This window comes from Streptomyces sp. So13.3 (assembly GCF_005860785.2).
Taxonomy (GTDB): Bacteria; Actinomycetota; Actinomycetes; order Streptomycetales; family Streptomycetaceae; genus Actinacidiphila; species Actinacidiphila fildesensis.
The window spans coordinates 6,859,771-6,882,500 of record NZ_CP048835.1; the positions used below are offsets into that span (position 1 = coordinate 6,859,771).

20 protein-coding genes (1 of these 20 running past the window's edge) are annotated in these 22,730 nt (G+C 67.2%); 14 read left to right on the top strand and 6 right to left on the bottom strand.

Translation table 11 applies throughout. From position 1 onward, the window contains the following. Position 1 precedes the first annotated feature (1 nt). The 5 genes from C8250_RS30755 to mycP all read left to right on the top strand — a co-directional run bounded on the left by C8250_RS30755 (position 2) and on the right by mycP (position 3,915). Positions 2 to 301 (top strand): YrhB domain-containing protein, encoded by a 300-nt coding sequence (locus C8250_RS30755; protein WP_138357412.1) that lies wholly within the window; start codon positions 2 to 4, stop codon positions 299 to 301. Continuing rightward, on the top strand, positions 298 to 1,608 hold the full coding sequence (locus C8250_RS30760; RefSeq protein ID WP_138357413.1) for a YrhB domain-containing protein: 1,311 nt from the start codon (positions 298 to 300) through the stop codon (positions 1,606 to 1,608). Before C8250_RS30755 ends, C8250_RS30760 begins: the two co-directional genes overlap by 4 nt. Positions 1,609 to 1,849: 241 nt before the next feature. Continuing rightward, entirely contained in the window at positions 1,850 to 2,188 is a 339-nt protein-coding gene (locus C8250_RS30765) for a WXG100 family type VII secretion target (RefSeq protein WP_138357414.1), read from the top strand. 99 nt (positions 2,189 to 2,287) lie between these two features. Further along, complete coding sequence (locus tag C8250_RS30770) at positions 2,288 to 2,575, top strand: WXG100 family type VII secretion target (protein WP_138357415.1); 288 nt, start codon at positions 2,288 to 2,290, stop codon at positions 2,573 to 2,575. Positions 2,576 to 2,685: 110 nt separating this feature from the next. Further along, the gene (mycP, locus tag C8250_RS30775; protein ID WP_138357416.1) at positions 2,686 to 3,915 is read left to right on the top strand and encodes a type VII secretion-associated serine protease mycosin; all 1,230 of its coding nucleotides are present in this window, start codon (positions 2,686 to 2,688) and stop codon (positions 3,913 to 3,915) included. A 90-nt stretch (positions 3,916 to 4,005) separates the two neighbouring features. Here the strand turns inward: mycP and C8250_RS30780 are convergent, their stop codons facing one another. The 4 genes from C8250_RS30780 to eccCa form a co-directional block, all read right to left on the bottom strand. Then, positions 4,006 to 4,605, bottom strand: coding sequence for a hypothetical protein (locus C8250_RS30780; protein WP_138357417.1), 600 nt, complete (start codon positions 4,603 to 4,605; stop codon positions 4,006 to 4,008). A gap of 14 nt (positions 4,606 to 4,619) precedes the next feature. Continuing rightward, positions 4,620 to 6,818 (bottom strand): DUF6571 family protein, encoded by a 2,199-nt coding sequence (locus C8250_RS30785; protein ID WP_138357418.1) that lies wholly within the window; start codon positions 6,816 to 6,818, stop codon positions 4,620 to 4,622. 23 nt (positions 6,819 to 6,841) lie between these two features. Further along, on the bottom strand, positions 6,842 to 7,300 hold the full coding sequence (locus tag C8250_RS30790) for a type VII secretion target (RefSeq protein WP_138357419.1): 459 nt from the start codon (positions 7,298 to 7,300) through the stop codon (positions 6,842 to 6,844). Positions 7,301 to 7,378: 78 nt separating this feature from the next. Next, positions 7,379 to 11,356 (bottom strand): type VII secretion protein EccCa, encoded by a 3,978-nt coding sequence (gene eccCa, locus C8250_RS30795; RefSeq protein WP_138357420.1) that lies wholly within the window; start codon positions 11,354 to 11,356, stop codon positions 7,379 to 7,381. Between the two features lie 170 nt (positions 11,357 to 11,526). Between eccCa and eccD the strand changes: the two genes are divergently transcribed. From eccD to C8250_RS30825, 6 genes are all read left to right on the top strand, one after another. Continuing rightward, positions 11,527 to 12,999, top strand: coding sequence for a type VII secretion integral membrane protein EccD (gene eccD / locus C8250_RS30800; protein ID WP_138357421.1), 1,473 nt, complete (start codon positions 11,527 to 11,529; stop codon positions 12,997 to 12,999). A 164-nt stretch (positions 13,000 to 13,163) separates the two neighbouring features. Next, positions 13,164 to 13,451 carry a 30S ribosomal protein S15 gene (gene rpsO / locus C8250_RS30805; RefSeq protein WP_138357422.1) on the top strand — a complete coding sequence of 96 codons (288 nt, stop codon included), beginning with the start codon at positions 13,164 to 13,166 and terminating at the stop codon, positions 13,449 to 13,451. Positions 13,452 to 13,718: 267 nt separating this feature from the next. Beyond that, positions 13,719 to 15,935, top strand: coding sequence for a polyribonucleotide nucleotidyltransferase (locus C8250_RS30810; protein ID WP_138357423.1), 2,217 nt, complete (start codon positions 13,719 to 13,721; stop codon positions 15,933 to 15,935). After that, on the top strand, positions 15,932 to 17,308 hold the full coding sequence (locus C8250_RS30815) for a pitrilysin family protein (protein ID WP_138357424.1): 1,377 nt from the start codon (positions 15,932 to 15,934) through the stop codon (positions 17,306 to 17,308). Before C8250_RS30810 ends, C8250_RS30815 begins: the two co-directional genes overlap by 4 nt. Positions 17,309 to 17,385: 77 nt before the next feature. Further along, entirely contained in the window at positions 17,386 to 18,156 is a 771-nt protein-coding gene (dapB, locus tag C8250_RS30820) for a 4-hydroxy-tetrahydrodipicolinate reductase (protein ID WP_138357425.1), read from the top strand. A gap of 5 nt (positions 18,157 to 18,161) precedes the next feature. Further along, on the top strand, positions 18,162 to 18,617 hold the full coding sequence (locus C8250_RS30825) for a tetratricopeptide repeat protein (protein WP_138357426.1): 456 nt from the start codon (positions 18,162 to 18,164) through the stop codon (positions 18,615 to 18,617). 31 nt (positions 18,618 to 18,648) lie between these two features. Here the strand turns inward: C8250_RS30825 and C8250_RS30830 are convergent, their stop codons facing one another. Beyond that, positions 18,649 to 19,134 (bottom strand): hypothetical protein, encoded by a 486-nt coding sequence (locus C8250_RS30830; protein WP_232485858.1) that lies wholly within the window; start codon positions 19,132 to 19,134, stop codon positions 18,649 to 18,651. Positions 19,135 to 19,267: 133 nt separating this feature from the next. Next, positions 19,268 to 19,510, bottom strand: coding sequence for a hypothetical protein (locus C8250_RS30835; protein ID WP_138357428.1), 243 nt, complete (start codon positions 19,508 to 19,510; stop codon positions 19,268 to 19,270). A 157-nt stretch (positions 19,511 to 19,667) separates the two neighbouring features. Here C8250_RS30835 and thyX point away from each other — a divergent pair, with 157 nt between their 5' ends. The 3 genes from thyX to C8250_RS30850 all read left to right on the top strand — a co-directional run. Continuing rightward, on the top strand, positions 19,668 to 20,405 hold the full coding sequence (gene thyX, locus C8250_RS30840; protein WP_138357429.1) for an FAD-dependent thymidylate synthase: 738 nt from the start codon (positions 19,668 to 19,670) through the stop codon (positions 20,403 to 20,405). Between the two features lie 173 nt (positions 20,406 to 20,578). Beyond that, positions 20,579 to 21,478, top strand: coding sequence for a 4-hydroxy-tetrahydrodipicolinate synthase (dapA, locus tag C8250_RS30845; protein WP_138357430.1), 900 nt, complete (start codon positions 20,579 to 20,581; stop codon positions 21,476 to 21,478). Positions 21,479 to 21,635: 157 nt separating this feature from the next. Next, a protein-coding gene (locus C8250_RS30850) for a ribonuclease J (RefSeq protein ID WP_138357431.1) crosses the window boundary here: on the top strand, positions 21,636 to 22,730 show its 5' portion. It continues 591 nt past the right edge of the window; 1,095 of the gene's 1,686 nt are visible here — the first part of the coding sequence; it begins with the start codon at positions 21,636 to 21,638; its stop codon lies off the right edge, out of view.

Below are 22,730 nucleotides of genomic sequence, written 5' to 3' on the forward strand. Positions count from 1 at the left end.
CATGACAAAGGACGAAGCGCTGATTGCGGCAGAGAAATTCTTGCACCGCACCTATGGCGATGGGCCGCCGACGATTGTGATGGAGCCGGAATCAACGGTAGAGCACAAATTGGCGTGGGTGGTGTGTTTTGATACAGAGGAACACCTGGATACTGGAGATTTCACCAGGGCGCCCATGAATCGTGTGATTGTGGTGTTCAAGGACGGATCGGAATTGGGGTTCGCCCCTGGTGCGCTGACCACCGATGAGTTCAACTCCTGGTTGACTACTGGGCAGTGGCCGCCCGGAGCTGGGGCATGAGCGGTGCAATGACTCCGGCCCAGCGGGCCGACGAATGGTTGCAGCAGCAATACCATGGATTGGTCGAGTTGTCCGTCCCGCATCCTGTCGCAGAGAGCTCGCAGGCTTGGGTGTTCGGTTGCAGGACGCTCAGTCAGTCCGGATATTCTGACACTCCGATGCTAAATAGTTCTTTCGCTGTTCCGAAAAATTCTGTGGGCCCCTTCCATTTGGCGACAGGTGATCCGTGGGGCGACCTGGCGGAATTCGATGGAAGCCCGCAGCGTAACTCGGCAGCGCAGGCACGTCGCATTAATGATCGTGGATGTGTGGTGGCCATCGACGCAGGGATGGATGGTGGCCGGGCGACGGCCCTTCCCTGGCAAGCCGTCCATGAGGCGCCGGGTTGGTGGGATCGGCTCGTACGGCAGTACTTCAGTGGTGCTGAGGTGTCATCGTTCGCCAATTGGGATGCTGTGATCTCTGCCCTCCTTGAGGTTGGTCCGTACGCCCGGGGCGTGGTGTGGGTGCGGCGGGAGCTGAATGGCGTGGAGGCAACCGGGCACCTCATGTACGCAACCATCAACAACGGCCAATTCGTCTTGCTCGATGGTCAAACCGGTGGTCTGGGGCGTATGGAGAAAGAAGGCATCCGCCAGTTGGTACTCGCACGTTTTTCTCGCGGGCGCCCGAGTCCTGACGCGCACCGGTCGGAGTGGCGGATTCCGGCCGAGGATTTCGCTAGCGCTGTCCGAAAAGCTGACGCCTGGCTCGATGAAGTCTACGGTGGTCAAGTCGCTCTTGTGGATGCATCCCCTGCGGATGAAACTCGTCGAGGCTGGTTGTTCGCCTGCAACACAAAGCAGTTTCTGGCCGGCGGCGACCTGGCCAATGCGATGCTTGACGCGTCCATAGTTGTGCCGAAGGACCACCAGGAACCCTTTGGATTGCCGAATTCTGACCCATGGGGGTGGTTCTCACGTTGGGTGGAGGGCGCGCAGCCAGGTGTCGATGGCCAAACGCTTCCGCCGAAGGCCGGTCCTGCTGCGTGGATGCCGGACACCATGCGGAAACTCGGACCGATCCTCTCCATCTCCGAGCACAGTGATTGGGCACCGTTGCTTGCTGAACTTGCCACACTGCCGGAGGCCATGAGGGCACTGGTGTGGGTTCGCCGACAGGACTGGACGGGACGTGAGTCTGTTGGATTGCTCCTCAACGCAGCCCGTACTGCCAATGGAGTGGTACTCATCGACGGCATGCGTGATGGGCAGGCTGAGCTGGAGGTGGACGGCCTCCGAAGCCTTCACCTGATCAGGTACCGATGACGAATCGCCTGGCCAATAGATAGCGCAGCGCGATGGGCTCCCCGAGCCCATGAGCGGTATTCAGGTGGTGCGGCCCGGCTGCGGGTGCCCCCTCGCCGGGGGCCTGTTGGGCCTGTGGACGAATGTGGCTAGAGTGGTCGGAAGCTAGATCATCTCAACTGCTTCACAGGCCAGTTGTGAATGGAGAGAGGGGTTTCGAGCCCCTTGAAGCGACCGCATATTGCATGGGGGAAGGTACGAAATGGCTGGAACAGTGAGGGTTACCGACGCGGAGCTCAAGCGCGTCGAGGACGAGATCGAGCGGGTCAGTGGCTCGATGGCGGCGCAGCTCGTGAAGCTGAACGCTGCCATTGACGGGCTGGAAGGCCAGTGGAAGGGCATCGGGGCCGGTGCCTTCAACACACAGCAGGACGAGATCAACAGGCGGCATCAGAAGTTGCGGGTGGTCATCGACGGCATCAAGGAAGCGATCGTCGCGACCCGGGCCGGTCACGGGAACACCGATGAAGAGGTTCTCGAGGACCTGAAGAAGATCGACATCAATGGCGCCGCCGGCGGCAGCGGTATCGCCGGTCTCTGACCTGCTTGTGCGGGACCGGTGGTTCGCCCGTGTGAGTGCCGGTGCCAGTGCCGATTCCGTTCCCGAAAACTTCGACCCACATTCACTCCAGGGGGAGCCATGTCTGAGCTCAAGGTTCACTATTCCTCGCTGACGGATGCCGCCAGCAGTATTCAGTTGGCGGCCAATCAGCTCAAGTCCGACCTCGACGGCCTGCTGGCCAAGGTCAAGGGCGTGGCTGCCAGCTGGGAGGGCGAGGCCCACCAGGCGTTCGACGCGACCGCGCGGGCATGGCAGGACCAGGCTGACCACATCCACAGCACGCTGATCCAGATCTCCTCCAAGGTGGAGTCCGCCAGCCACAACTACAGTGCCACCGACAAGAAGACGGCCGGATACTTTCAGTAGCCAGGACGTCTGCAGCAAGAGTTGCGCAGGGGCGGGTGCCCGCACGAGGGTGTCCGCCCCGCAGTGTGTTCCGTACCCGGTCGGACCGTCAGCAGGAGGAAGCAGCCCTCATGGGATCCGGGACCACGCATGAGCTCGGCCTGTCCGCACTGACCTCGGGGGTAGCGGCATTCGCCCTGCTGGCCGGCCCCGCTGCCCCGCCCGTCACCGCAGGGCTGACGGCCGCCGCGGAGATCACGCTCGCCGCTGACGGCGAGTGCACGTTCCCCGCGAAGGACATCAAGGGAACGCCGTGGTCCCTCCAGCGGGTGCTGCTGAATCAACTCTGGCAGGACACGAAGGGCAAGGGTGTACGTGTCGCCGTCATCGACACCGGAGTCGACGCGACGAACCCGCAGTTGAAATCGGCCGTTGACGTCGCCCATGGTGTGGACGTCATCGGTGGCAAGGACCACGGCGCCAATGACACGGTCGGTCATGGAACGAAGGTCGCCGGGATCATCGCCGCCCGCCCACTGCCGGGCACCGGATTCACCGGGATCGCGCCCGAGGCCACGATCATCCCGATCCGGCAGAACGACAACCAGGGCGCGGGAAGGATCCCGAGCATGGTGCGGGCCATCGACGCGGCTGTTGCCGCGCATGCACGTGTCATCAACATCTCGCAGGACACCTCCGGCGATGTCCGGGAGCTTGCCCAGGCCATCCACCGGGCCGTCGCCGCGAACGTCGTCGTGGTCGTCGCCGCGGGAAATGCCGGAGCGGACGGAAAGCTCGGTACGACGTTCCCCGGTGCTTACGAGGGCGTGCTCGCTGTCGGGGCATCGGACCGCAACAACGAGCGGGCGTCGTTCTCCCAGGCCGGGACGTTCGTGGGGGTGTCGGCTCCCGGGGTCGATATGGTCTCGACCGTTCCCAAGGGAGGCCAGTGTGTCGACAACGGCACGAGTTTCTCGGCCCCCTATGTCGCGGGCGTCGCGGCCCTGATCCGTGCCAAGCACCCGGCCTGGCGGGCGCACGAGGTCATCGCCCAGATCGAGCAGACCGCGCAGCGCACCTCCCTGGGCCACAACGACTTCACCGGCTGGGGCGTGGTCGACCCGGTGCGCGCGCTCACCGACGACGCCGTGCCCATTGCGGCACCGGTCGCTGACCCCGGCGTCGCGAAGGGCGACAGCAGGGTCATCCCGGCCACGCTGACGCTGGGGGAGACCCCACAGCAACGGGACCAGCGGGTGGCAACTTATGTGCTGGGTCTGGGCGTTGTCCTGTCCGCGGCGATCAGCGGCAGCTCGGTGGCTCTGCGGGACCTACGGCGTCGGCGGCGGTTCCCGCGCTGAACGGGACCACCTCTCGAGGTAAGTCGCAGCAATCCCAGTACCTGGTGCGCCGCAGACATGCGGGGGCTCCGGAACCGCGAGTGCCGTTTGTCAGGGGGCGCCTAGGCAGCCGGCCTCGGAGTGCGCATTTTTGCCGAATGCTTGAGCGGCATCGGCCACCGCCTTGCGTACTGTGCCGGCGTCCGCGTCCGCATCACCGTTGAACCTGACATTGACCTGCAGATAGTAGGAATCCTTCGCGGGGGTGGCCTCTGCACGAGGGTAACGCGGTGTACACGGAATATAGAGGTAAGTGGTTGTCGGGTAGGAGACTCCTCCCTTGCCCATCTTTACGGGAACGCCGGAGCCGTCGTCTCGTGTTTCACCTTTGACCCACTTCTGCCAGTCCTGAAATGCTGCGTTTTGGATTTTCGCCCTGATGGTGAGAGTCCCAGAAGTTCCGCTGGAGATGATGCAGGACTGGTTGAAATCCTGGCCGGCTCCGAGGGCGGTGTAGTGCTCCATCGCGGTATGGCTTTTGGGGAGAACGCTCTTCACCGAGTCACTGGTCATCATGTCTCCGCACACTGTTTCCTGGAGGCTGTCCACAGCGTTTGAATAGAGCAAGAATTTGTTGGTGAAGAACCCTGCGGCAAATGATGCTGCAACGCCTAGGGTTGCGACGTAGGCTAGCGCAGTAGTCCGTTTCATAATTCTCTCAATCATTAGTCGGCCTTCGGGTGACCGGGTCGTCCCTCGTAGCCGCTGAGGTTGGTTGATGAATTACCCCAGCCCTCCCTGAAGCCATCGGTGATCAGGCCTTCGATGTTTCCGGGACGCATGGCTGAATTGGTGTGCGCGGCGGCGTAGTGACCTGAAAACTCCGTGGACTGCAGAGCTGATTGCTTTACCTTGTCCTGGTTCGCCCCAGTGCTCAAAAGAATATCGTCGTAGCCGTCGATTTTTCGTCCATCGAAGATATTATCGATGAGAATGTTGCCGGTGGACGTGGCCATTGCACCGGCTGCAATTCCTCCGATGGGGCTGGTCATCGTGGCGACTCCGACGCCGATTCCTACTGTGGCGATACCCTTCATCAGTTCGTTCTGAGGCTTCAGGGAATCGTTGAAGGACTGATTTGCGGAAATCTCGTCCATGATATTGTGATCCTGAACCGAATAGGCCATAATGCCCTGGAAGAGCCCCGCATTATTCGCAATCTGCTTTATCGTTATCTGTGGATCGCCGTCAAATTCCTCAGGATGGGCGAGATGATAATCGAATAGATTTCCGGTATATGTCTTCTGTGCCACATCCAGAATTTTGTAAGCACCCGGATCTGCTGCGAGTGCATACAAAAACCTGTGCGTGTCGATCGGTTCGAACCTGGGTTCGCCGGAGTTTCCCGTAGGAAAGAACTTTTCAATCGAGTACGGGCCTTCGCCACCTGCCAAGGATCGGTTGATCTCCGGCATGTACTCGCTACTCATCCTCGCCAGGCTGTCACGCATCTGATCCGTCGCCACCCCCGCGTCCTTCGACACCGACTCGACGACCTGCTTCATGATTTCCGTCTGCGCCACACTGTGCGGCGGCAGCGTGGAATCCAGTGGAGTGCCATACGGGTGTCCTGTGACTCCCGCCTCCAGCGCGTGTCCCAGTGCGTCGGAGCGGAGTGGGTTCTCCTGCCCGGTCGTGAGGAGGTGCTTGAGGTCGCCGTCGTTGTGGAGGAACTGCGTCGCGAATTCCGGGTTCCGAGAACTGGCTTCCAGCAGGCCCACGAGGGGGTCGGTCCCCTGGCGGTTCTGCGTCTGGTCCGTCAAGTCCAGATGGATTTCCTGCGAGCCGCTGGGCCAGACCCCGTGGAGCTCCTTGTCCAGCTTCAGCATGTCCTTCGAGACGTCGCCGAGGAACTCCGTGCTGTACTCGCCGTTCTTGAGCAGCGCTCCGAGCGGCTGATAGCCGTACGGCATCATCTGGTACAGGCCGCGGGACCTCATATCGAGTGGCTGGTGGCCGGCCTCCTTGAGGCCCTCCACCCATTGGTTGCTCAGGTATCCGTCGCCGTTGACGTCCTGTGTCGCGGCAGCCAGTGTCAGTCCCAGTTGCTTCTGGACGTCCTGGGCGGCCTTGAGGCGGACGGGGTCGTGGATCAGGCTTGTCCGGATGGCGAGGTCGGCCTGGAACTCCAGGGCCTTCTTCGGCCCCAGTTCCGTGTAGAACTTCGTCCCGAAGGTCGGGTCACTGGCGTGCTTGGCCAGCAGGGTGTCGAGCCTCTTGAGCTCATCGACGGACAGGATGCCTTGCTGGGACGCGAGTCGGGCCGCGTCGTGGGCGTCCTTGGCCGCCTGGGCACGGTCCTTCAGCGCGTTGTTGATGTCCGCATAGGCGTTGGCGTTGAATCCCTGGTCCGCACCGTTGGGATCCTGGAGCAGAGCCCAGTGCAGGGCGTTGTCCGCCTCGGTCGCGGATTCCACGGCGCCGTCCACACGACCCTGATAGTCGAGGATGGCCGCGCCGAGGCTCGGACCTGCGCCGGGCATCGGCCCCGCAGCCGGGTCGGCGCCCACATTGCCCGCTCCGTCGATGACCAAGACGCCCTTGGCGTTGGTGCGGACCTCCTCCGTCACGTCCCGGAGAGTCTTCTGCGCGGCTTTGAACGTGGACAGGGCGTCGCTGAGGATGCTGTGCACATCAAAGGCCTCGTCGGCGGCGGCCTGGATCTGCTGCTTCGCCACGACTGTCTTCTGAAGTGCCGCCTCAGCGGTCTCGCCCTGCATGTTGGCCGTTTGGAGGCCCTTGGTCACGGTGTTGTCGAAGGCCGACGCGATGCCGTGGAACTTCCCCGGGAGGGCTTGCCACTTGTCGACAGCGGCGTCGAGCGGAGCGAGATCGGCTTCCATGATGTCGTGGTAACTGGGCATGACTGGATCCCCCGAAGCGATGGTTACTTCTTCTTCAACTTCTTGGCCACGTCGGTGTCGGCGTCCTGATGGTCATTGGCGGCAGCGCGGAGGCCGCCCGCCACGTCTCGCAGAAGGGTGGTCTTCACATACCGCATCTGATGACCCCAGCGTTCCTGGAAGGCCGCGAAGGCGCTGGAACAGTGGAATCCCCGGAGCCCGGCCGCGATCTGGCCGGTGTTCCCCGCGGTGGCGCTTCCCTGACCCATCGCGCTGTCGTCCGCCTTTTCGAAGTCGGCGGCGACGATCTCGGCCTTGCCCGCTCTCTCACGGAGCACAGAAGGCGTCACCTTCAGCGCCGGTCCGGCCTGACCGGTGCTGCCACCGCTCTCCGGAGCGACATGATCAAGGGTCATCTCCGCATCGCGCTGCTTGGCGGATTCCGTGAGGTCGCCGTTCTTGTCGTAGCGGAACGGATTGAGTGTGCGATCCCAGTTCGACATCGTCGTTATCCCCCCGTGGGCAGGCCTCTCCGCCCGCGCGGGGCCGGAGAGTGCGGATCAGGAACGTTGGCGGATCATTCAGCGGTCGGGAAGCCATCCCAGCTGGACGAGCGGAGTACGCCGGCGGCGCGACACGAACACGCCTCGTCCCGGTGGGAACTGCCGCGGACGAACGCTACCGAGCAGATCGCCCTCGTTCGGATCACCGGACAGGACGACGCCCTGGGCTCCGAGTTCCTTGATGCGCTGGATGAACGGCTCGTACATGGAGCGCCCGGCACCGCCCGAACTGCGGGCGATGATGAAGCGAACACCCGCATCGCGGGCGAACGGCAGCGTGTCGGCGAGGACGGCCATGGGATTGCCGCCACTGGAGGCGACCAGTTCGTAGTCGTCGACGACGACGAAGACCTGCGGCCCGCTCCACCAGCTGCGGTCGCGCAGTTGCTGCGGGGTGACATCGGGTCCGGGGGCGCGGCGCTGCACAAGGCCGGCCATCTCGTTCATGTGCAGTTCGAGGGCGGACTGCGTGGCCGCGTACTCGAGCAGATGGCCGTCGGGGATCGCACCCAGCAGGGTGCGGCGGTAGTCACCGACGACGATCCGCGCCTGGTCGGGGGAGTAGCGCTCGCAGATCTGCTTGATCAGCAGACGCAGCAGTGCGGTCTTGCCGGACTCGCTGTCACCGAAAGCGACGAAGAACGGATCGGTGTCGAAGTTGACGAAGACCGGAGCCAGCGCGGTCTCGTCGATGGCGAAGGCGACACCCTGGTCCGGATACTCATGACCCTTCGGCAGCTGTTCGGCTGCCAGCTGGTGCGGCAGCATGCGTACCCGTGGCGCGGGGGCGCCGGTCCAGGCACTGTTGACCGCGGACACCAGAGCGGCCGTTCCGTCGGACAGGTCGTGCGCCGTCGAGGACCCGTCGATGCGGGGCAGCGCGGCCAGGAAGTGCAGGCTGTCGGGGGTCAGGCCACGGCCGGGAGCGCCGACCGGGACGTTCGCCGCGGCCTTGCGGTTGAACTCCGAGTCCATGGTGTCGCCGAGCCGCAGTTCGATGCGGTTGAGCAGTTGGTCCTTTAGAGCCGGCCGTATCTCCATGTAGCGGGAGGCGGAGATGACGACATGTACGCCGTAACCGAGGCCGCGGGCGGCCAGGTCGGTGACGACGCCCTCGAGCATGTCGTAGTCCTGCTTGAACGCTCCCCAACCGTCGATGACGAGGAAGACGTCCCCCCACGGCTCACCCGGAAGCTGACCCGCCGCCCGGCGCTGCCGGTAGGTGGCGATGGTATCGATGCCTTGGACGCGGAAGAGTTCTTCGCGCCGTGCGAGGACGCCGGCGACCTCCGCGACCGTGCGGCGCACCTTGTCCGGCTCCAGGCGTCCGGTGACCCCGCCGACGTGCGCGAGACCGTCCAACGCGCGCAGCGCGCCACCGCCGAAGTCGAGGCAGTAGAACTGCACTTCGTCGGGGGTGTGGGTGAGGGCAAAGGACGAGACGAGCGTACGCAGCAACGTCGACTTGCCGCTGCGGGGACCACCGAGCACCAGGCCGTGGCCGGCCGCTCCCGAGTAGTCCTGGCAGAAGGCGTCACGGCTCTGCTCGAAGGGCTTGTCCACGACTCCGAGCGGCACACGGAGCCGGCCGTTCGCACCGGAGTCGGCGGATCGGAGCCCGCGGTCGGGCGAGACCGTCAGAGGGGCCATCACCTGGTCCAGAGGCGGTGCCTCCCCGAGCGGTGGTAGCCACACCTGGTGGGCCGCCGTTCCCTGGCCTTCGAGCTGGCGGACGAGAACGTCCAGCACGGTGTCGGCCAGCGCGTCATCCGTACGCGGGGGCACGGCGGGGTGCGCGGGACTTGTGGTGCTGCTGGCGACGGCGACAGGTGCCGCGGTGAACACCGCCGGTCTGCGCAGTACCGCGGGTCGGGAGCCGTCGTCCACGACGCCGCCCGAGCGGTGTGTCCCCGACACATAAGCGGCCTTGAAACGCAGCATCGTCTCGGTCCCGAACTTCAGGTATCCGGAACCCGGCACCGAAGGCAGGTGATAGGCGTCCGGAACGCCGAGCGCCGCCCGGGACTCCGACGCCGAGAAGGTCCGCAGGCCGATCCGGTAGGAGAGATAGGTGTCGAGTCCCCGCAGCTTGCCCTCCTCGAGGCGTTGCGAGGCCAGCAGCAGGTGCACTCCGAGGGAACGACCGATCCGCCCGATCTGGATGAACATGTCGATGAACTCGGGCTTGGCCGTGAGCAGTTCGCTGAACTCGTCGATCACGATCACGAGCGACGCGATCGGCTCCAGAGCGGCACCCGCCGCACGGGCCCTCTCGTAGTCGTGGATGTTCGCGAAGCTGCCGGACGAGCGCAGCAGCTCCTGCCGCCGCTGCAGTTCGCCGGTGATGGAGTCGCGCATGCGGTCGACGAGTGTCAGGTCGTCGGCGAGGTTGGTGATGACGGCCGCGACGTGCGGCATGGCGGACATGCCGGCGAATGTCGCGCCACCCTTGAAGTCCGCGAGTACGAAGTTCAGGGTCTCCGAGGAGTGCGTGACGGCAAGACCGAGTACCAGGGTGCGCAACAGCTCCGATTTGCCGGAGCCGGTCGCGCCGACGCACAGGCCGTGCGGGCCCATGCCCTCCTGCGCGGCCTCCTTGAGGTCGAGAAACACCGGCTCACCGTTCTCGCCGACACCGATCGGCACCCGTAGCCGGTCGTGCTGCGCGCGGGGCCGCCAGCTGCGAGTCACATCGAGCGCCGCCGCCTCGCCGATGCCCATCAGATCGGTGAAGTCCAGGTTGGCCAGCAGCGGTTCGTCGTCCCTGCCGCTTCCGATGCGCAAGGGCGCGAGCTGCCGGGCCAGGGATTCCGACTCCACCGGTCCCAGTACATCGGCCGTACCGCTGTAGACCGCGCCTCCCGAATCGATCCGCATCTCGAAAGGGGTCACGTCGACGGACAGGCCACCGCGGGACTCGTCGGGCTCTCCCGGGGCGATCCTGATCAGGGTGACCCCCTGCAGTCCCTCGGGCGGCGCCAGGGAGGACCCCGGCACGACGGTGGCGCCGTCGAGGACGACGACGATGTGCGGCCGGTCCAGCAACGGCTGGGCGTCGCGCTGGAAGCGCGGACGCCCCTCCAGAGTGCTGTGCAGCAGCGCCTCCAGTTCCAGCACGCTGTCGGTGATCAGCCGTACCGATCCGGCGCCGTCGGAGAGGGCGGGGTGCTGCGCATGGGGGAGCCACTTGGCCCACTCCCACTCCGGCGCGGATCCGGCGGACCGGACGACGGCCACCACCAGGTCCTCGGGTGTGTGCAACGACGCCAGCTGGGCGAGCACCGCGCGTGCCGTCCCGTAGACCGTCGTTGCGTCACCGGACAGCCCGATCTCGGAGAACGCCCGCATCGAGACTGCCAGCGGAAGGTCCTCGACCTGCCCGTGATGTTGCAGGAAGTTGTCCATCGCGTGCGTCGTGAGCGGTTCCAGCTCGTCGACGGGTGCCGTCTCGGGTGCGACGAGGGGCGTCGCCAGCTGCTGCGAACCCAGCCCGAAACGCACCTGGCCGAAGTCCTCATCGCCCGGACGGCGTTCCCACACCCGGGCGCCCTGGCCACCGCCGACCGGTTGCGGACCGGCTCCGCCCAACAGAGCCCACAACTGGTCGGGAGCCGGATGCGTGTACAGCTGGGCGGCGCGCTGCTGCTCAGCGGTCTGACGCGCCTGCTTGCGCATCTGCGCGAGATACTTGAGGTAGTCGCGGCGTGCGTCGGCCATGTGTCCGGCCACGCCCTGCCGCATCTTGACGGCCTGCGCGATCGCCATCACGACGGTGGATGCGAGCATCAACCCGCCCATGATCTTCATGATGGGCTGGGAACCCGGCATGAAGAAGTAGGCCGCGGAACCACCCATGCCGAGCATGGGCAACAGACTCATCAACAGGCCCTGGTCCTGGGCGCGGGGGAGTTCCGGCGGCGGTTCCAGACGGAGTTCTCCCGACGGGACCGCGGGCGGCAGTGCCCTCGGCGGTCGTTTGACGATGACGACGCTCACCGATGTATCAATCCCCCGTGCGCAGCAGATGGTTCCGCACCGACGCCCCCGTGGCGGCGGCCGCTGTCCGCGCGTCAGTGATCCTAGTGGTGCTGCCGCACGGCCCAGTTGACCGGCCCCGATAGGGTGGCGCACCGCAGCAGACGACACCGACGAGGGGGATCCACCAGGTGATCACGACCGCAGCGACAGGCTACTGCCGCGTCACCGTCGTAGCGCCGGACAGCAGGATCGACCTGGCACTGCCCGACGACGTACCCGTGGCCGATCTGCGGTCGGAGCTCCTCACGCTGTCGGGGCAGACTCAGGTGGCGGGAGAGCCCACCGGGTTCCACCTCACGCGCCGTGACGGGTCCGTCCTCGACGGCGGGCTATCCCTCGCCGCCCAGCGCGTCCTCGACGGCGAGCTGCTCAGTCTCCGCCCGTTCGCGGACTCGCTCCCGCCGGCCGTCCACGACGACGTGGTGGACGCCATCGCTTCCGCTGTGGACCGCGACCGCCACAGCTGGAGCGACGACCTGATGCGGGCGGCCGGGCTGAGCGGCGGAGTGGTCCTGCTGCTGATGACGGGCTTCGTCCTGTGGTTCGCGGACCCGCTCAGGCACGACATGCACAGCCTGCCCGGCGTCATCGCGGGCGCCTCGGGCGTACTGCTGACGGCGCTGGCCGGTGTGCGGGCCCGGGTGTACGACGACCGGGCCTCCGCCGTGGCCCTCGGTCTCGGCGGACTGCCGATGCTGCTCATCGCGGGCTCCGGGATCATCGAGCCCCGATCGGGTGAAGGCCCCGGCAGACTTCAGTTCCTCGTCGGCTGCGTCACCGTGCTCATCGCCGCGATCCTGCTGATCGCGCTGCTCCCGTACGGAGACGCGCCCTTCGTCGGCGCGGCCATGGCGGCCGCCGCCGGCACCCTCACGACCTTTGGCACGATCATGACCGGCGCTGCTCCCAGGGAAGCCGCAGCGGTCGCCGGGGTGACCGCGGTCGCCCTGGTCGGATTCCTCCCCGGCTGGTCCGCTCGTTTCGCCCGGCTGCCGATCGGGTTCCGCTCCCCGCAGGAGAGTGCAGGGCCGGGCCGGCCCGTAGAGCGCTTCGGAGAGCGGCCCACCACGGAGCCGGTCGACTACGGGCCTATCGCCGCGCAGGCACGCCGCGGCCACGAGATGCTGCTCGGCCTGGTCGGCGGGTGCTCCGCCGTCGTGCTGGGGTCCGCGGCCGTCCTCGGATTCTCGGACTCCGTGTGGGCGCAGCTGCTCGCCCTGGCCGTCGGCGTCGCCACTCTCCTGCGCGCCCGTCTCTTCCGCTACACGGCGCAGGTCGTGTGTCTGCTGGTCGCCGGGATCGGCGCCGTGACCCTGCTCATTCTGGGCCTGGCGCTCAACCCGCCGGCCGGGGTGGTCCGGGAGCTGCTGCAGGGTGACCGTGGGCCGCTCGATGTGCGGACGATCTGGTTGTCGGCCGCGGTGGCGATGGGTGCGGCACTCCTCACCGCGATCGCCCTGATCGTCCCCCGCCAGGGTGTCTCGCCGTTCTGGGGACGTACCCTCGACCTCGCCGAGGGATTCATCCTCCTGGCCCTTGTTCCTCTCTGCCTGGCTGTCCTCGACGTGTACACCTCGGTGCGCAGCCTGACCAGTGGCTGAATAGGCCCCCGGACCCGCGCGGCGAAGCGTCGCCCGTGCGGCTGGTACCCTGGCTGACGGATGTGTGTGTAAGAACCCGCGTCCTCGCCTCCAGAGTTATCCAAGATCGCCTGTGATTCCAGTCCAGGGGCACTCGGAGGCAAACCAACACCTGAGGAGTTCGTATGCCGCTCGACGCCGCGACGAAGAAGCAGATCATCGCCGAGTTCGGTGCCAAGGAGGGCGACACGGGCTCCCCCGAGGTGCAGGTCGCGATGCTCTCGCGCCGTATCTCGGACCTCACCGAGCACCTCAAGCTGCACAAGCACGACCACCACTCCCGCCGTGGTCTGCTGCTGCTCGTCGGCCAGCGCCGCCGTCTGCTGCAGTACCTGGCCAAGAAGGACATCACGCGCTTCCGCGCCCTGGTCGAGCGCCTCGGCATCCGCCGCGGTGCGGCCGGCGCCAAGTAGGACGTTGTGCGGGGGAGCGGTTCCCACCCGGGAGCCGCTCCCTTTGCGTACTCGACCGGCGATTCTTTGTAGTCTGGTGTGAGCACGCTGTAACACACGAGGAGGAGCGTCCTCCTAATGAGCCACGAACGCCGGTCCTCGGTAGTGGCCTCCGGGCAGCAGGACTCCCCGAAGGCTTCGATCGAAGACCGGCCCCTGGCGGGACGCTTCCCCTCACCGAAGGTCCCCGGGATACGCCCTGGGACATGAATGAGGAGAATCCCCATAGTGGAGAACGAGACCCACTACGCCGAGGCCGTTATCGACAACGGTTCCTTCGGCACCCGCACCATCCGCTTCGAGACGGGCCGTCTGGCCCGTCAGGCCGCCGGCTCCGCCGTGGCCTACCTGGACGACGACACCATGGTGCTGTCGGCCACCAGTGCCTCGAAGCACCCCAAGGAGAACCTCGACTTCTTCCCCCTCACGGTGGACGTCGAGGAGCGCATGTACGCGGCCGGCCGGATCCCCGGTTCGTTCTTCCGCCGCGAAGGGCGCCCCTCCGAGGACGCGATCCTCACCTGCCGTCTGATCGACCGCCCGCTGCGCCCGTCCTTCGCCAAGGGCCTGCGCAACGAGATCCAGGTCGTCTGCACGATCATGGCGCTCAACCCCGATGACCTGTACGACGTGGTCGCGATCAACGCCGCCTCCGCCTCGACGCAGCTCGCCGGTCTCCCCTTCTCCGGCCCGATCGGCGGCGTCCGCGTCGCACTGATCAAGGGCCAGTGGGTCGCCTTCCCGCGTCACAGCCAGCTCGAGGACGCCGTCTTCGACATGGTCGTGGCCGGCCGCGCCCTCGAGGACGGCGACGTCGCGATCATGATGGTGGAGGCCGAGGCCACCGCCCGCACGATCGCGCTCGTCGAGGGTGGCGCCGAGGCGCCGACCGAGGAGATCGTGGCCGCCGGCCTCGAAGCCTCGAAGCCCTTCATCAAGGCCCTGTGCAAGGCGCAGTCCGAGCTGGCGGCCAAGGCCGCCAAGCCGACCGCCGAGTTCCCGCGCTACCTCGACTACCAGGACGACGTCTTCGCCGCCCTGTCCGAGGCCGTCACCGGTGAGCTCGCCCAGGCCCTGACGATCCCCGGCAAGCAGGCCCGCGAGGCCGAGCTGGACCGCGTCAAGGCCATCGCCGCCGAGAAGCTTCTCCCGAAGTTCGAAGGCCGCGAGAAGGAGATCTCCGCCGCGTACCGTTCGCTGACCAAGAAGCTGGTCCGCGAGCGCGTCATCAAGGACAAGGTCCGCATCGACGGCCGTGGCGTGACGGACATCCGTACGCTGGCCGCCGAGGTCGAGGCCATCCCGCGCGTCCACGGTTCCGCCCTGTTCGAGCGCGGCGAGACCCAGATCCTGGGTGTCACCACGCTGAACATGCTCCGCATGGAGCAGCAGATGGACACGCTGGCGCCCGAGACGCGCAAGCGCTACATGCACAACTACAACTTCCCGCCGTACTCCGTCGGTGAGACGGGCCGCGTCGGTTCGCCGAAGCGCCGCGAGATCGGTCACGGCGCGCTGGCCGAGCGGGCGATCCTGCCCGTGCTGCCGTCCCGCGAGGACTTCCCGTACGCGATCCGCCAGGTCTCCGAGGCGCTGAGCTCCAACGGCTCGACGTCCATGGGCTCGGTCTGCGCCTCCACCATGTCGCTGCTGAACGCCGGTGTGCCGCTCAAGGCCCCCGTCGCCGGTATCGCCATGGGTCTGATCTCCGAGGAGATCGACGGCAAGACGCACTACGTCGCCCTCACCGACATCCTCGGTGCGGAAGACGCGTTCGGCGACATGGACTTCAAGGTCGCCGGTACGAAGACCTTCGTCACCGCGCTGCAGCTCGACACCAAGCTCGACGGCATCCCCGCCTCGGTCCTGGCCGCCGCGCTGAAGCAGGCTCGCGACGCCCGCCTCCACATCCTCGATGTGATGAACGAGGCGATCGACGTTCCGGACGAGATGTCCCCGAACGCACCGCGGATCATCAGCATCAAGATCCCCGTGGACAAGATCGGCGAGGTCATCGGCCCCAAGGGCAAGATGATCAACCAGATCCAGGAGGACACGGGCGCCGACATCTCCATCGAGGATGACGGCACGGTCCTCATCGGCGCGACCGAAGGCTCCCAGGCCGAGGCCGCGCGCGCGGTGATCAACCAGATCGCCAACCCGACGATGCCCGAGGTCGGCGAGCGCTACCTCGGCACCGTCGTGAAGACCACCACCTTCGGTGCCTTCGTCTCGCTCATGCCGGGCAAGGACGGTCTGCTGCACATCTCGCAGATCCGCAAGCTCGCCGGCGGCAAGCGCGTCGAGAACGTCGAGGACGTCCTCGCCGTGGGCTCCAAGGTCCAGGTCGAGATCGCCGAGATCGACGCCCGTGGCAAGCTCTCGCTGATCCCGGTCATCGAGGGTGAAGAAGCGGGCGACCCCGAGGACGAGTCCGGCTCGTGACCTCTCGCACCACTGTCGTGACGGCCCGTCCCTCCACCAAGGGGCGGGCCGTCCGCACACAGACCCTGATTCCCGGCACCGACGGCATCGGCACCGTGCGCAGGACCGTGCTCCCCGGCGGTCTGCGCGTCGTCACCGAGACCCTGCCGACGGTCCGCTCCGCGACCTTCGGCATCTGGGTCGGCGTCGGCTCCCGCGACGAGACCCCGGCGCTGAACGGCGCCACCCATTACCTGGAGCACCTGCTCTTCAAGGGCACCAAGCGGCGCAGCGCGCTCGACATCTCCTCGGTGATCGACGCGGTCGGCGGCGAGATGAACGCGTTCACCGCCAAGGAGTACACGTGCTACTACGCACGTGTCCTCGACAACGACCTGCCGCTCGCCATCGACGTGGTGTGCGACATGCTCACCGGCTCGCTGATCCGCCAGGAGGACATCGACGCCGAGCGCGGCGTCGTCCTCGAGGAGATCGCGATGACCGAGGACGATCCGGGCGACCAGGTCCACGACCTGTTCACCACGGCGATGCTCGGTGACTCCCCGCTGGGCCGCCCGGTCCTCGGCACCGTCGAGACCATCAACGCCCTCACCCGCGACCAGGTCGCCCGCTTCTACAAGCGGCACTACGACCCGACGCACCTCGTCGTCGCCGCGGCCGGGAACGTCGACCACGCCACGGTCGTCCGTCAGGTCCGCAAGGCGTTCGAGAACGCCGGCTCCCTGCGCGACACCGACGCCGTCCCGATGGACCCGCGCTCCGGCGCCCGCACGCTGCGCACCGCCGGCCGCGTCGAGCTGCTGGACCGCAGGACCGAGCAGGCGCACGTCGTGCTCGGCATGCCGGGCCTGGCCCGTACCGACGAGCGCCGCTGGGCGCTCGGCGTGCTCAACACCGCGCTGGGCGGCGGCATGAGCTCACGGCTGTTCCAGGAGGTCCGCGAGAAGCGCGGCCTGGCGTACTCGGTGTACTCGTACACCTCGTCGTTCGCGGACTGCGGGCTGTTCGGCGTCTACGCCGGTTGCAAGCCGCGCCGGGTCCCCGAGGTGCTCAAGATCTGCCGCGACGAGCTCAACAACGTGTCCGAGCACGGTCTGACCGACGAGGAGCTGCAGCGCGCCATCGGCCAGCTGTCCGGCTCGACGGTGCTGGGCCTGGAGGACACCGGGGCGCTGATGAACCGCCTCGGCAAGAGCGAGCTGTGCTGGGGCGAGCAGATGTCGGTGGACTCGATGCTGGAGCGCATCGCCGCCGTCACCCCGGACGACGTGCGCGCGGTCGCCCGCGATGTACTGGGACAGCGTCCCTCGCTGGCCGTCATCGGCCCGCTGAAGGACAAGCAGGCCTCGCGTCTGCACGAATCGGTCGCGTAACCCACGCGCGACGGGTCGTACCCCGCGCCGCGGTCGCAGCACGCGACCGCGGCGCACAACCGGAGGAACGGATCAGCATGAGCAAGCTCCGTGTGGCCGTCATCGGCGCCACCGGCCGGATCGGCTCCGAGGCCGTGCGGGCCGTCGAGGCGGCCGACGACCTGGAACTGGTCGCCGCGCTCGGTAGGAACGACCCGCTGACGGCGCTCACCGACGCCGGCGCGCAGGTCGCCGTCGAGCTGACGCACCCGGACGCCGTCATGACGAACCTGGAGTTCTGCGTCCGCAACGGCATCCACGGCGTCGTGGGAACCACCGGCTGGACCGAGGAGCGTCTGATGGCGCTCAACGGCTGGCTGGCGGAGTCCCCGGCCACCGGAGTGCTCATCGCCCCGAACTTCTCCATCGGCGCGGTCCTGACGATGCGCTTCGCGCAGCAGGCGGCCCGCTGGTTCGAGACCGTCGAGGTCATCGAACTGCACCACAACAAGAAGGCGGACGCCCCCAGCGGCACCGCCACCCGGACCGCCCAGCTCATCGCGGCCGCCCGCGACAAGGCCGGGATGCCGCGCCAGCAGGACCCGACCACGCACGGCCTGGACGGCGCGCGCGGCGCGGACGTCGACGGGGTGCCGGTGCACTCGGTGCGGCTGCGCGGCCTGCTCGCCCACCAGGAAGTCCTGTTCGGCGACACGGGCGAGACCCTCACGATCCGGCACGACTCGCTGCACCACAGCAGTTTCATGCCGGGCATCCTGCTCGCCGCCCGGAAGGTCACCGGAACCCCGGGCCTGACCTTCGGCCTCGAGCACTTCCTTGCCGATGAACACAGCCTGGACCAGGACTGATCGCCGTGCGCGCCAAAGTGACCTACTTCGTCCTGGCCGGGGCGCTGGTCTGCTACTTCGTCCTGGTCGGCAGCCGGGGTGTGCTGCTCCTGGAGGAGGGCACGTGGATCACCGTGCCCTTCGGCATCGCCGTCCTGGTGCTGCCGTTCATCGGGGCCTGGTTCCTGTGGCAGACCACCCAGTTCGCCCGGCACGCGAACCGGCTCTCCCGGGAACTGGACGCCGAGGGCGGCCTCCCCGTCGACGAGCTCGTCCGCACCCCCAGCGGCCGGATCGACCGTGACTCGGCCGACGCGGTCTTCGCGAAGCGCCAGGCCGAGACGGAAGCTTCCCCGGACGACTGGCGCAGCTGGTTCCGGCTCGCCATCGCCTACTTCGACGCCCGCGACACCCCGCGGGCCCGCAAGGCCATGCAGCGCGCCATCGCGCTACGCGACGGCAAGCCGGTACGCACGAGCTGAATCGGTTCGCCGGGCTGCCCGTGGAAGGGCGTCAGCGGAGTTCGGTGGCCCAGCCCTCTATGGCGTCGGCCGCCATGTCGAACGCCTCGGTGCGCCCGAGGAAGTCGGCGTTGTGGTCGGTCATCAGCGGCCGCAGCGCCTGGCCGTTCCGGCGGGTGACGACGAGCGCCTGCCCCTGGACGGTGCGCGGCAGCCCCAGCACCTTCACCGGCTGCTGCACGGTGCGCACACTGCCGACGCCGTCCCACGGCACGGTGATCGTGTAGAAGAGCCCGGACTGCCGCAGCCCGCGTCCGCTGACCCAGAACCCGACCCGCAGCAGCCGCAGCGCGCTGACGATCACCAGGACGCCCCCGCCCAGGCAGAGCCCGGCGCCGGGCAGCGCGCCCGTGGCGGCGATGATCATCGCGGCGAAGAGCACGTACGAGGAGAGCACCAGCAGCAGCGCGGCCGTAGCCACCCGCCACGGACCGGGACGGTACGGGCGCATCCACCGGTCCTGCGGGGTGTGCGGCAGCGCCGCGGGCGCCTCGCGCTGGTCGTGGACGCTGTCGGAGGCGAGGAAAGGCAGGGGCACGTGCGTGGTCCTTTACCGGCAGAGGTGGGGCTCTGACCGGTGAGGTTATCTGCCGTCCGACGCGGTGACCAGCTCAGGGCGTCCGGGCCGCCTCTTCGTGTTGCGAGCCGACCGAGCCCTGCTGGTGCGGATCGAGCGCGGGAGCGCCGAGCAGCGCGGCGGCGACCAGTCCGGCGAGCACCAGCACCGTTCCCAGTGCGCGTCCCGCGATCCGGAGCCTGCTCGGTCGCGTTCTGGGCGGAGGAGCGACGTTGCTCTGGAAGCTCTCCGCCTCGGCTATGAAGGCGAACGGAACAGGCTCTCCCCGGCGGAACATGCAGCACACTCCTGTGTCCGAATTGCTGGAAGTCTCCCAATCTAACAACCCTCGTCCGCCATTCGGTGGGCGGGGTGGGGTTTGTGGCGATGACCAGGGCTGTCAGCGCCAGCGTCTAGGCTGGGCGCGCCCCTTGAGACGACAGGAAGGACCCACGGTGAGCGACACCTCCACCGAGACCGCCGTCCAGTTCCGCGGTGAGGTAACCGTCGACCTGGTCAAGCACAGCGCCGCGGACTCGGACGTGCTGTGGGCGGCGCGCGTGTCCACCGCGGGAGAGCAGTCCCTGGAAGAGCTGACCAAGGACCCCGAGCGGTCCAAGGGCCTGATCAACTACTTGATGCGCGACCGGCACGGCAGCCCGTTCGAGCACAATTCGATGACGTTCTTCATCAGCGCCCCGATCTTCGTCTTCCGCGAGTTCATGCGGCACCGCGTCGGTTGGTCGTACAACGAGGAGTCCGGCCGCTACCGCGAGCTGCAGCCGGTGTTCTACGTTCCCGCGCAGGAGCGGAAGCTCGTCCAGCAGGGCCGTCCGGGCAAGTACGAGTTCGTGGACGGTACGGACGCCCAGCACCGGGCGACGACCGAGGCCATGGAGGCCTCGTACCGCCAGGCGTACGAGGCGTACCAGGAGATGCTGGCCGCCGGCATCGCCCGTGAGGTGGCCCGTGCGGTCCTCCCGGTGGGGCTGTTCTCGTCGATGTACGCGACTTGCAACGCGCGCTCGCTCATGCACTTCCTCGGACTCCGTACGCAGCACGAGCTGGCGGCCGTTCCGTCCTTCCCGCAGCGGGAGATCGAGATGGTCGGCGAGAAGATGGAAGCCGAGTGGGCGAAGCTCATGCCGCTGACCCACGCGGCCTTCAACGGCAACGGGCGTATCGCTCCGTAGCGCTCGTCACAGCCATTTGTCCGAAGTGTTCCGATTGCAGGCATTCGCGAAGTTCATCTAGGCTGCTGAAACGGACTCCGGCAGTGCTTGGACCCCCGAGCAGGCACCGCCGGAGTCCTTTCCGCAGGTCCCGAGGCGACACGCGCCGACATACAACGAGTAGCGTTGGACCCATGGCTCCGACCTCCACACCGACGACCCCCTTCGGGCGGGTCCTGACCGCAATGGTCACGCCGTTCACCGCGGACGGCGCGCTCGACCTCGACGGCGCACAGCGACTGGCCGCCCACCTGGTCGACGCAGGCAATGACGGCCTGGTCGTCAACGGCACCACCGGCGAGTCGCCGACCACCAGCAACGTGGAGAAAGGGCAGCTCGTACGGGCCGTCCTGGAAGCCGTGGGGGACCGCGCCTTCGTCATCGCCGGAGTCGGCACCAACGACACCCGGCACAGCGTCGAGCTCGCGCGCCAGGCCGAGCAGGCCGGCGCGCACGGCCTGCTCACCGTGACGCCGTACTACAGCAAGCCCTCCCAGGAGGGGCTGTACCAGAACTTCACGGTCATCGCCGATGCCACCGGCCTGCCGGTGATGCTCTACGACATCCCCGGCCGCAGCGGTGTCCCGATCGACACGGAGACCCTCGTCCGGCTGGCCGAGCACCCCCGCATCGTCGCCAACAAGGACGCCAAGGGCGACCTCGGCGCGGCGAGCTGGGCCATCGCCCGCAGCGGACTCGCCTGGTACTCCGGCGACGACATGCTCAACCTGCCGCTGCTCTCGATCGGCGCGGTCGGCTTCGTCTCCGTAGTCGGCCATGTCGTCTCACCCGAGCTGCGCGCACTGCTCCAGGCCCACCTGGCCGGAGACACCGCCAAGGCCATCGAGATCCACCAGCGCCTGCTGCCCATTTTCACGGGCATGTTCAGGACACAGGGCGTCATGACCACCAAGGCCGCCCTCGAACTCCTGGGACTTCCCGCGGGGCCGCTGCGGCTGCCGCTCGTGGAGCTGTCCGGGAGCGAGACGGAGCAGCTGAAGCAGGATCTCGCCGCAGGCGGGGTACACCTGTAGTCACAGACTTCCGCAGCCCCGGGCTCGCGGGTCGCAGACTTCACCACCACAGACTTCACAACTGAATACGCACGTACACGCAAACCGACGACACAACGCAATGTCACGCGCACCAGCGGTCCACACGGGACCCCGGCGCGCGTGGTGAGGAGAAACTTTGAGCCACCCGCACCCCGAGCTCGGCCCGCCCCGTGCACTGCCCGAAGGCGGCCTGCGCATCACACCGCTCGGCGGCCTCGGCGAAATCGGCCGCAACATGACGGTCTTCGAATTCGGCGGGAAGCTGCTGATCGTCGACTGTGGAGTGCTCTTCCCCGAGGACGAGCAGCCCGGTATCGACCTGATCCTGCCCGACTTCTCGTCGATCCGGGACCGCCTGGACGACATCGTCGGCATCGTGCTGACCCACGGCCACGAGGACCACATCGGCGCCGTCCCGTTCCTGCTCCGCGAGCGGGACGACATCCCGCTGATCGGCTCCAAGCTGACGATCGCGTTCATCGAGGCGAAGCTCCAGGAACACCGCATCCGGCCGTACATCCTCGAAGTGGCCGAAGGCCAGCGCGAGCGCATCGGCCCCTTCGACTGCGAGTTCATCGCGGTCAACCACTCCATCCCGGACGCCCTCGCGGTCGCCATCCGCACCCCCGCGGGCATGGTCGTGCACACCGGCGACTTCAAGATGGACCAGCTGCCGCTCGACGGCCGGCTGACCGACCTGCACGCCTTCGCGCGGCTGGCGGACGAGGGCATCGACCTGCTGCTCTCCGACTCCACCAACGCGGAGGTCCCCGGCTTCATCCCGCCGGAGCGCGACATCTCGCAGGCGCTGGAGCAGGTCTTCGCCAAGGCGGAGAAGCGGATCATCCTGGCGAGCTTCGCCAGCCACATCCACCGCATCCAGCAGGTGCTGGACTGCGCCCAGCAGCGCGGCCGCAAGGTCGCCTTCGTGGGCCGCTCCATGGTCCGCAACATGGGCATCGCCCGTGACCTCGGCTACCTCAAGGTGCCGCAGGGCCTGATCGTGGACGTCAAGCAGCTCGACGACCTGCCGGACAACAAGGTCGTCCTGGTCTGCACGGGCTCGCAGGGCGAGCCGATGGCCGCCCTGTCCCGGATGGCCAACCGCGACCACCAGATCCGGATCGTCGAGGGCGACACCGTCGTCCTGGCCTCGTCGCTCATCCCGGGCAACGAGACCGCGATCTACCGCGTCATCAACGGTCTGACCCGCTGGGGCGCCAACGTCGTC

What these genes read in the sequence shown, in the direction of transcription:
- C8250_RS30755 (WP_138357412.1), top strand. Translation starts at nt 2, where the DNA reads ATGACAAAGGACGAAGCGCTGATTGCGGCAGAGAAATTCTTGCACCGC.
- C8250_RS30760 (WP_138357413.1), top strand. Translation starts at nt 298, where the DNA reads ATGAGCGGTGCAATGACTCCGGCCCAGCGGGCCGACGAATGGTTGCAG.
- C8250_RS30765 (WP_138357414.1), top strand. Translation starts at nt 1,850, where the DNA reads ATGGCTGGAACAGTGAGGGTTACCGACGCGGAGCTCAAGCGCGTCGAG.
- C8250_RS30770 (WP_138357415.1), top strand. Translation starts at nt 2,288, where the DNA reads ATGTCTGAGCTCAAGGTTCACTATTCCTCGCTGACGGATGCCGCCAGC.
- mycP (WP_138357416.1), top strand. Translation starts at nt 2,686, where the DNA reads ATGGGATCCGGGACCACGCATGAGCTCGGCCTGTCCGCACTGACCTCG.
- C8250_RS30780 (WP_138357417.1), bottom strand. Translation starts at nt 4,605, where the DNA reads ATGAAACGGACTACTGCGCTAGCCTACGTCGCAACCCTAGGCGTTGCA.
- C8250_RS30785 (WP_138357418.1), bottom strand. Translation starts at nt 6,818, where the DNA reads ATGCCCAGTTACCACGACATCATGGAAGCCGATCTCGCTCCGCTCGAC.
- C8250_RS30790 (WP_138357419.1), bottom strand. Translation starts at nt 7,300, where the DNA reads ATGTCGAACTGGGATCGCACACTCAATCCGTTCCGCTACGACAAGAAC.
- rpsO (WP_138357422.1), top strand. Translation starts at nt 13,164, where the DNA reads ATGCCGCTCGACGCCGCGACGAAGAAGCAGATCATCGCCGAGTTCGGT.
- dapB (WP_138357425.1), top strand. Translation starts at nt 17,386, where the DNA reads ATGAGCAAGCTCCGTGTGGCCGTCATCGGCGCCACCGGCCGGATCGGC.
- C8250_RS30835 (WP_138357428.1), bottom strand. Translation starts at nt 19,510, where the DNA reads ATGTTCCGCCGGGGAGAGCCTGTTCCGTTCGCCTTCATAGCCGAGGCG.
- dapA (WP_138357430.1), top strand. Translation starts at nt 20,579, where the DNA reads ATGGCTCCGACCTCCACACCGACGACCCCCTTCGGGCGGGTCCTGACC.